General features: G+C 62.9%; 8 protein-coding genes and 2 tRNA genes. 9 read left to right on the top strand and 1 reads right to left on the bottom strand.

Going from position 1 to position 7,955, the window contains the following annotated elements:
* Positions 1–635 precede the first annotated feature (635 nt).
* From RTN46_RS15550 to RTN46_RS15515, 8 genes are all read left to right on the top strand, one after another.
* Complete coding sequence (locus RTN46_RS15550) at positions 636–917, top strand: DUF5808 domain-containing protein (RefSeq protein WP_312182737.1); 282 nt, start codon at positions 636–638, stop codon at positions 915–917.
* 123 nt (positions 918–1,040) lie between these two features.
* A complete protein-coding gene (locus RTN46_RS15545) occupies positions 1,041–1,814 on the top strand; it encodes a fumarylacetoacetate hydrolase family protein (RefSeq protein WP_312182735.1) in 774 nt (257 codons plus the stop codon).
* Positions 1,815–1,833: 19 nt separating this feature from the next.
* Positions 1,834–2,463, top strand: a complete 630-nt coding sequence (locus tag RTN46_RS15540) for a hypothetical protein (RefSeq protein WP_312182733.1) — start codon at positions 1,834–1,836, stop codon at positions 2,461–2,463.
* A gap of 33 nt (positions 2,464–2,496) precedes the next feature.
* On the top strand, positions 2,497–4,017 hold the full coding sequence (gene gltX, locus RTN46_RS15535) for a glutamate--tRNA ligase (protein WP_312182732.1): 1,521 nt from the start codon (positions 2,497–2,499) through the stop codon (positions 4,015–4,017).
* 8 nt (positions 4,018–4,025) lie between these two features.
* Positions 4,026–4,757, top strand: coding sequence for an HAD family hydrolase (locus tag RTN46_RS15530; RefSeq protein WP_312182730.1), 732 nt, complete (start codon positions 4,026–4,028; stop codon positions 4,755–4,757).
* A gap of 142 nt (positions 4,758–4,899) precedes the next feature.
* A complete protein-coding gene (locus tag RTN46_RS15525; protein WP_312182738.1) occupies positions 4,900–6,237 on the top strand; it encodes a UDP-glucose/GDP-mannose dehydrogenase family protein in 1,338 nt (445 codons plus the stop codon).
* 139 nt (positions 6,238–6,376) lie between these two features.
* Positions 6,377–6,448, top strand: a tRNA-Gln gene (locus tag RTN46_RS15520).
* Between the two features lie 124 nt (positions 6,449–6,572).
* Positions 6,573–6,645, top strand: a tRNA-Glu gene (locus RTN46_RS15515).
* Between the two features lie 43 nt (positions 6,646–6,688).
* On the opposite strand, the gene RTN46_RS15510 is transcribed toward RTN46_RS15515, so the two are convergent.
* Entirely contained in the window at positions 6,689–7,237 is a 549-nt protein-coding gene (locus RTN46_RS15510; protein WP_312182729.1) for a DUF1697 domain-containing protein, read from the bottom strand.
* Between the two features lie 93 nt (positions 7,238–7,330).
* Here RTN46_RS15510 and RTN46_RS15505 point away from each other — a divergent pair.
* The coding region (locus RTN46_RS15505; RefSeq protein ID WP_312182728.1) for a thiamine-phosphate kinase at positions 7,331–7,955 on the top strand (625 nt) is incomplete at its 3' end.

The raw sequence follows: 7,955 nt of genomic DNA, 5'->3' as shown, positions 1-7,955 counted from the left end.
CCCGGGTTGTGTGGTCACTCGGTGCGCAGGAATGGCGGGTTCTGAGCCGGCCAGGCCACCAGAGCTGCGCACCCAGTAAGGACCACGGCGATGTGGTCACCGGGTGAGCAGCTATGGCGGGATGAGTTGCGGCGAGGTCACCGGAGCTGCACACCCAGCTGGGAATGACCACGCTCAGCCGCTCGGTGCTCAGATATGGCGGGATGAGTTGCGGTGAGGCCACCGGGTCTGCGTACCCAGTAAGGATCACGGCGATGTGGTCACCGGGTGAGCAGCTATGGCGGGACGGGCACGGGCCAGGTCGCCGGAACTGCGCACCAACGGCGCGTCCCGTCTGCCCCGCTGGCCAAGACCTTTCCCGAGGCCGTCCCAGCCCTTCCCCGCAGCCCCGCGCCCGGCACGCTTCCTCACCGCACCGACACCGGTACGCAGCAGATTCGCCGGCTTCATGCTCGTTGGGCCGTTTTTCGCCGTGAGGGCGGGATCCGAGGCACGGTTGCGGCGCTCGGAGCAACATCTATCCTCTTGGCCACGCTGGTCGGATACGTGTCAGTTTCCGGGTGGAACACACCAGAACACGTGGTGCTTTGGCCAGTAATGCTGTTGACCGGCCTTGTACTGGCCGCGGTTGCTGGTTGCTGGTTGCTGGTTGCGTCAACGCGGCCAGCCGCTGGGCACGCCGGGCTGCAGCACTCGACGGCGTGTACCCGACGGCGGAGGAACAAGCGGAGGACGCCAAGTGGGTTGCGGGCATCCTCTACAACGACCCGGCGGACCCGCATGTTTTGGTGGCCAAACGGCAAGGGTCCGGCATGTCGGTGAACGTCGGTAATCCGCGGGGACGGACTGTAACCGTCATCTTCCTGATGCTGTTCGTCGTGCTGCCAATGGGAATTGGCATATATACCGGCCTGTGAACGCTGCCCGGCAGCAGAGGCAGCACCCGGCCCGGCAAACCGGCGGCCCAGCCGTGGGGCCGGTAGCCATTTCCGTCCCAGGCCCGGAGCGGGCCAGCCGTGTTCTCGACTACGCTTGGAACCATGCGTATTGCTCGGTTTATCCAGGACACTGACCCTGCCTTCGGCGTCGTCGACGGCGAAGAGGGTTTCGAAGAAATTGCGGTCATCAAGGGTGATCCCTTCTTCTCCGGCGTGCAGCTCACGGGGGAGCGGCACAAACTCGAGGACGTCCGGCTCCTCGCCCCCATCATCCCGCGCAGCAAGGTGGTGGGCATCGGCCGGAATTATGCCGACCACGCTGCCGAGATGGGCAATGATGTTCCGCCGGCACCCCTGATGTTCCTTAAGCCCAATACCTCGGTGATCGGTCCGAACGATCCGATCGTGCTGCCGTCCTTCTCTGAAGAGGTTTCCTACGAGGCAGAACTGGCCGTGGTGATTGGCCGGATCTGCAAGGACGTTCCGCTGGAGCGTGTGGATGAAGTCGTCTTCGGCTACACCTGTGCAAACGACCTGACTGCCCGCGACGCCCAGCGCACGGACGACCAGTGGGCCCGGGCCAAGGGCTTCGACACCTCCTGCCCCATCGGTCCGTGGATCGAGACCGAACTGGACACGGACAACCTGGCTGTGCGCGCGTTCCTGGACGGCGAGCAGGTCCAGAACGGCAACACCGACCAGATGATCTGGGGCGTTAGGGAACTGGTGTCATACGTGTCCCAGGCATTCACCCTCTTGCCCGGCGATATTATCCTGACTGGCACTCCCGCCGGCGTCGGCCTCATCACCGAGGGCCAGCGGATCGAAGTGAAGATTGAGGGCATCGGCACACTGGCGAACATCGCCCGCGCCTAGCAGGGCCGGTGGCCGCGGGGTGGGGAGAGCGCAGGGCAGTTTCTCGATCGGATCCGTCGTCCCTGGCGCAGTATGGGCCGCGGCCCTGTTGCTGGCGCCGTTCGGCGCCGCGGGTTCCGGCACAGCACTGAGCACTGGCACGACGGCGGCACCCTGGCTTTGGGGGATAGGCGCCGTCCTGCTGGTCTTGGTTTTTCCCTGGGGACTGGTCCAGGTGCTGGACCGGCGGGGCGACCTGCGCCAGTCCATTGCCCGTGCAGGCGTTGGCCCGGTCATTCTGGGCGCCGCGGCACTGTGCTTTATGCTCCTGCGGCTCATCCTGTGGCTTGACGGACCACAGGAGCTGGCCGCCGTCGTGTTCGCCATGATCGCTTCCTTCACGCTCACCCTGGTGATGCCCCGGACATGGCGTCCGGATTGGCCCGCGCTGAGCCTGGGGGCCGCCGTCGTTATTCTTCCTGTCCTCCTGTGGGCAGTCCTGCCGGCGCCAGCGGGTTGGCTGGCGGCGTTGGTGGCAGCCATTCTCTGCGCTGGAGCCCTGGTGCTGGTGAAAAATACCCGCAGCTGGGCCTCGATGGGCGCTTCAGCCGCGGTGGGTGCCGTGGTCGGCGGCGGTGTCTTCCTGCTCCTTTGGGCAGCTTCCGGATAAGGGGTTGCCCGCAGCGACTAAACTGGGGAAATCATGACTACAGAGCCTTCTTCCCTAGCCGATCTTCCCACCGTCAACGACAGCACGCCGGTGCGCGTGCGTTTCTGCCCGTCTCCCACAGGTACCCCGCACGTCGGCCTGATCCGTACCGCCCTCTTCAACTGGGCCTACGCCAAGCACACCGGCGGCACCATGGTGTTCCGCATTGAGGACACCGACGCGGCGCGGGACAGCGAAGAAAGCTACCACCAGCTGCTCGATGCGCTGGGTTGGCTTGGCATCACCTGGGATGAAGGCGTGGAAGTTGGCGGACCGCACGTACCGTACCGCCAGTCGCAGCGCGGGGAGATCTATCAGGAGGTCATCGGCAAGCTCAAGGACGCCGGGCACCTGTATGAGTCCTACTCGACTCCCGAGGAAATCGAAGCGCGCCACCGTGCGGCTGACCGGGATATCAAACTTGGGTACGACAACTTCGACCGCAACCTGAGCGACGAGCAGATCGCTGCGTTCAAGGCCGAGGGCCGCGAGCCGGTGCTGCGCGTGCGGATGCCGGATGAGGACATTACCTTCACCGACCTGGTCCGCGGCGAAATCACCTTTAAGGCCGGCACCGTTCCGGACTTTGTGGTGGTCCGTGCCAACGGCGCTCCCCTCTACACGCTGGTGAACCCCGTGGACGACGCGCTGATGGGCATCACCCACGTGCTCCGCGGCGAGGATCTCCTTTCCTCCACACCGCGGCAGATTGCGCTGTACCGTGCGCTGATCGACGTCGGAGTGGCGGAGTACATGCCGCTGTTCGGCCATCTGCCGTACGTTATGGGTGCCGGCAACAAGAAACTCTCCAAGCGCGATCCCGAGTCCAGCCTCTTCCTGCACCGCGAACGGGGCTTCATCCCGGAAGGCCTGCTGAACTACCTCTCACTGCTGGGCTGGTCGCTCTCCGCTGACGAGGACATCTTTGGCGTGGATGAACTGATCAAGAACTTCGACATCCACGACGTCCTCTCCAACCCGGCACGCTTTGACCTGAAGAAGGCAGAGGCGATCAACGGGACGCACGTACGCATGCTGGAGGCATCCGACTTCCGGAACCGCCTGGTCCCATACCTGCAGCACGCCGGACTGGTGGGGGAGACCCTCACCGCCCGGCAGGAGGAAATCCTCACTGAGGCTGCACCGCTGGTCCAGGAACGGATCACCCTGCTCGGCGAAGCTCCGGACATGCTCGGATTCCTGTTCAAGGCAGACGACGCCATCGACGTAGCCGACGACGCCCGGAAGGGCCTGCCGGCCAACTTGGCCGAGGTCCTCGACGCTACTCTGGGCGCCCTGGAACCGGTTGAAGACTGGAACGCTGAGAGCATTCAGGCAGCCCTGCGCCAGGCCCTGGTCGAAGACATGGGGATCAAGCCTCGCCTGGCCTTCGGCCCGGTCCGGACGGCCGTCTCCGGACGCCGGATCTCCCCGCCGCTGTTTGAGTCCATGGTCATCCTGGGCAAGGACTCGTCCCTGGCCCGTATCCGCGCCTTCCGCGCCTCGGAGGCCTGAGCCCTTCCATGAGTGAACAGCGGGGCGGACGGTCCATGGGCGTGCTCTTTGATATTGACGAGACCCTCGTGGACCTCCGCACCGCCATGGGCACCACCCTGCGGGAAATTAGCGCCGAGGACCTGGCGCACTTCACGGAGGAGGACTGGGCCGCGTACCAGCACCTCTACACGGCAGACCCACAGGGCTACTACGACAAGTACCTGGCAGGGGAGCTCAGCTTCACCCGGCAGCGCCTGCTGCGCGTTGCCCACGCCCAGCAGGCGCACGGGCTACCAGTGTTCGACGACGACGCCGAAGAGGCATGGAACGTTGCCTATGACCGTGTCCTGCCGCTGCATTTCAGGGCGTACGAGGACGTCGTGCCGGTCCTGGATGAACTTGATGCACTCGGGATCCCCTACGGCGCGGTGAGCAACAACGTGCGTGACTATCAACGCGCCAAACTGGATGCCGCAGGGCTGGAGCGGGTCAAGATTCTCGTGGGCATCGACGCTGTCGATGCCGCGAAGCCTGATCCGGCAATTTTCCTGGAAGGCGTGCGCCTCTTGGGCACCGATCCCGGACGGACGCTGTACGTCGGGGATAACTTCGAGGTTGACGCGCTGGGTGCCGGCAACGCGGGCCTGCAGGGCATCTGGCTGGACCGCAGTGGCGACGGACACCTTCGAGCGAGGCAGTCGAACCTGACAGTTGTCTCCTCGCTGGTTGGCATCAGCCGTCTTCTGCCTTGCTCTTAGGCTTGTGGACCTTCCCACATGAAATCTCAGTTTGTCCGATTTCGGCCCATTCTTTCCGGGGCCGTATGATATTACGGAACATTCTTAGTGGCGGTCACTGAGGCCCTACTTCTTGAGTTATCCTTTGGGGGAAATTTTGAGTCTGCGTCTCACTGTCATTGGTACCGGCTATCTGGGTGCTACACACGCTGCAGCGATGGCTGAACTTGGGTTCGAGGTCCTGGGTGTCGATGTGGATCCTGCCAAGATCGAAGCCTTGGGCAGGGGCGAGCTGCCTTTCTACGAACCCGGGCTTCCAGAACTTCTTCGCAAGCACACCGCAAGCGGACGTCTACGATTCACGACCTCCATGGAAAAAGCAGGCGCCTTTGGCGACGTGCACTTTATTGCTGTGGGCACTCCTCAAAAAGCGGGTGAAGCGGCCGCAGACATGACGTATGTGGATGCGGCGGTTGCAGGCATTGCCGCCGCTGCAACCCGGGATTCACTAATTGTTGGAAAATCTACTGTTCCTGTGGGCTCGGCGCGCAGACTAAAGGAGATCGCGGAAGAGTATGCACCGGCAGGCATCCATCTGGACTTCGCATGGAATCCCGAATTCCTGCGCGAGGGGTTCGCAGTGGAAGACACACTGCGGCCTGACCGGCTGGTGGTTGGAACGGATTCTCGCACCGCTGACCAGACACTCCGAAGGGTCTATGCATCGGCATTGACCCGTGGCACTCCTTATATTTCCACCGATTTTGAAACGGCCGAACTGGTGAAGGTAGCTGCTAATGCTTTCCTCGCGACAAAGATCTCGTTCATCAACGCATTTGCTGAAGTAACCGAGACTGTCGGTGGCGACATCCAGACCCTCGCGGATGCAATCGGTCACGACGCTAGGATCGGGCGCCGCTTCCTTAACGCCGGGGTCGGATTCGGCGGAGGATGTCTTCCGAAGGATATTCGCGCGCTCCAAGCACGGATTGGTGAGTTGGGGCTTGATAAGACGATGCGCTTCCTCAACGAAGTCGATGAGATCAATATGCGGCGCCGCGACAGGGTTGTCTTTCTGGCAGAACAACTGCTGGGTGACCTGGCTGATAAGCGGATTGCGGTTTTGGGCACCAGTTTTAAGCCGGACAGCGACGATGTCCGCGACTCACCAGCCTTGGATATTGCCGGTCGACTCTATGGTGGAGGGGCTGAAGTGCTTGTTTATGATCCCAAGGCTAATGAAAACAGTGCGAAACGTTTCCCGCGCCTAACTTACGTCGACAGCATCGAGGAAGCGGTGCAGGACGTGGACGTGGTGCTTCTTCTCACGGAGTGGCAGGAGTTCAAGGATATGAAGCCTGGTGACCTCGAGGCTTTCGTTGGGAGCCGGCAGATAGTCGATGGGCGAAATGTTCTAGACCGGGTTGACTGGGAGAACGCAGGGTGGACCTTTCGCGGCCTCGGCCTGAAAGTGCCGGAAGTAGTCAGCGCCCGAACCTAGGCGGGCGGGAGAGGCTGGCCTGCTGAGCCAGCCCCCTGCACCGTTTTGCACTCACCCTAGAACCCGTGTATAGTTATTTCTCGTGCTGAGGGGTTGCAGCCGGAAGGTAAAGCTTCCGAAGCGGCCCAGAGAAGCGCATTGGGATATGGTGTAATTGGCAACACATCGGTTTCTGGTACCGACATTCTAGGTTCGAGTCCTGGTATCCCAGCGGTAATCAATGAGGGACTTCGGTCGGATTTGGTCTCCACAATAAGAGTATGAAATAATCTTCAGGTCGTTCCCTCGGAACGGCTAAGGCGTGCGGAAGTAAATGAACTCATCGCACGGTACACGGCCCCATCGTATAGCGGCCTAGTACGCTGCCCTCTCACGGCGGTAACGCGGGTTCGAATCCCGCTGGGGTCACAGTCAAGGGTCCCGGACAGAAATGTCCGGGACCCTTTCTTTTTTATGTCTTTTCACCCGCTGCCAGTATCTTCTGCAGGGTCCGGAGATTCCGCGTCGTGGTATGCGCTTTATACCGCGGCTTCGAACTGATCTTTGAGAGCGGGGACTCCAGCGTCGCACCCTTTGGGCAGGGCCATGCCGTGGCCTCCGGTCCGAGGCGGATCTGTTCGGCTCCTGCCTCCGCGGCCGCGTCGAATAGCTCCATGAGCATACCGGCATCCGAGCCAAAGGTTACGTATGTATGGGTGGCAGGATCGTCGGCGGGGTAGGGGACAGCGGCAACAATTTCTCGCAGCCGGCCGAGCTCCAGGACAACTACCCAGGCTTCGTAGCCGAATTCCGACCGCAAGGCACCCTCAACCGCTGTCTTCAGCTCCCCTGTGGAGAGCGTGGAGCGGCCCACGGCGTTCCCGCTGGCGAGCACGGTTTTGACGTCCTCCAGCGGCAGTTTGACCAAGGCCTCCCGGAGCGCTGCCATCTTCACAGTGATGCCGCCGACGTTCACTCCCCGCAGCAGAATGGCGTGGGTCGTGAGTGTAGTGGTTGCCATCCTGTGAGGTTACCGCCAACAACGGACTAAGGGGTCATAATTGAGGGCAGGCAGGGCCGCAGGTCCGCACCACCCGGACAGAGGACAGAAACAGTGGCAGAGCACCCCCGGTTTGCAGGCGACCTGAGCGAAGGGGAGCTGCTGGCCCGGATTTTTCCCCGGCTGGGCTCCGGGAAAGCGCTCCTGGGCCCGGGCGACGACGCTGCCCTGCTCGCAGCACCCGATGGGCGCACGGTTATCTCAATCGATACCTTGGTCCAGGACCAGGACTTCCGCCTCAACTGGCCGGGCGGCTATCGGACCACTGGGTATGACGTCGGGTGGAAATGCGCGGCGCAGAACCTCTCCGACATAAATGCCATGGGCGCGGTCCCGACCTCGCTTGTCGTCAGCCTCACCCTGCCGGGGGGCACCCCGCTGACGTGGGTGGAGGACCTCGCGGACGGACTGTCCGCAGCTTTGCGGGCGCTGGGGGCCGAAGACTGCGTAGTCGCCGGCGGAGACCTGGGCCGGGGGGAGATCCTTGTGGTGACGGCGGCCGTGACGGGCGATCTGCGGGGCAAAGACCCGGTGCTGCGTTCGGGCGCGCGTGCGGGCGACGTGCTGGCGGTCTGCGGAGTTCTGGGCCATGCGGCAGCCGGCCTCGCCCTGCTGGACAGCAGCCTTGACTACTCCACGCTCGATGCCACTGCCCGGGCGTTGACCGCGGCACAATCCC

The organism is Arthrobacter sp. (assembly GCF_031988865.1).
Taxonomy (GTDB): Bacteria; Actinomycetota; Actinomycetes; order Actinomycetales; family Micrococcaceae; genus Arthrobacter_B.
The sequence above is the reverse complement of the archived record's forward strand: the minus strand, read 5'-3'. Positions and strand labels throughout refer to the sequence as shown.

Coding starts and splice junctions, on each gene's coding strand:
- RTN46_RS15545 (WP_312182735.1), top strand. CDS start 1,041: ATGCGTATTGCTCGGTTTATCCAGGACACTGACCCTGCCTTCGGCGTC.
- gltX (WP_312182732.1), top strand. CDS start 2,497: ATGACTACAGAGCCTTCTTCCCTAGCCGATCTTCCCACCGTCAACGAC.
- RTN46_RS15530 (WP_312182730.1), top strand. CDS start 4,026: ATGAGTGAACAGCGGGGCGGACGGTCCATGGGCGTGCTCTTTGATATT.
- RTN46_RS15510 (WP_312182729.1), bottom strand. CDS start 7,237: ATGGCAACCACTACACTCACGACCCACGCCATTCTGCTGCGGGGAGTG.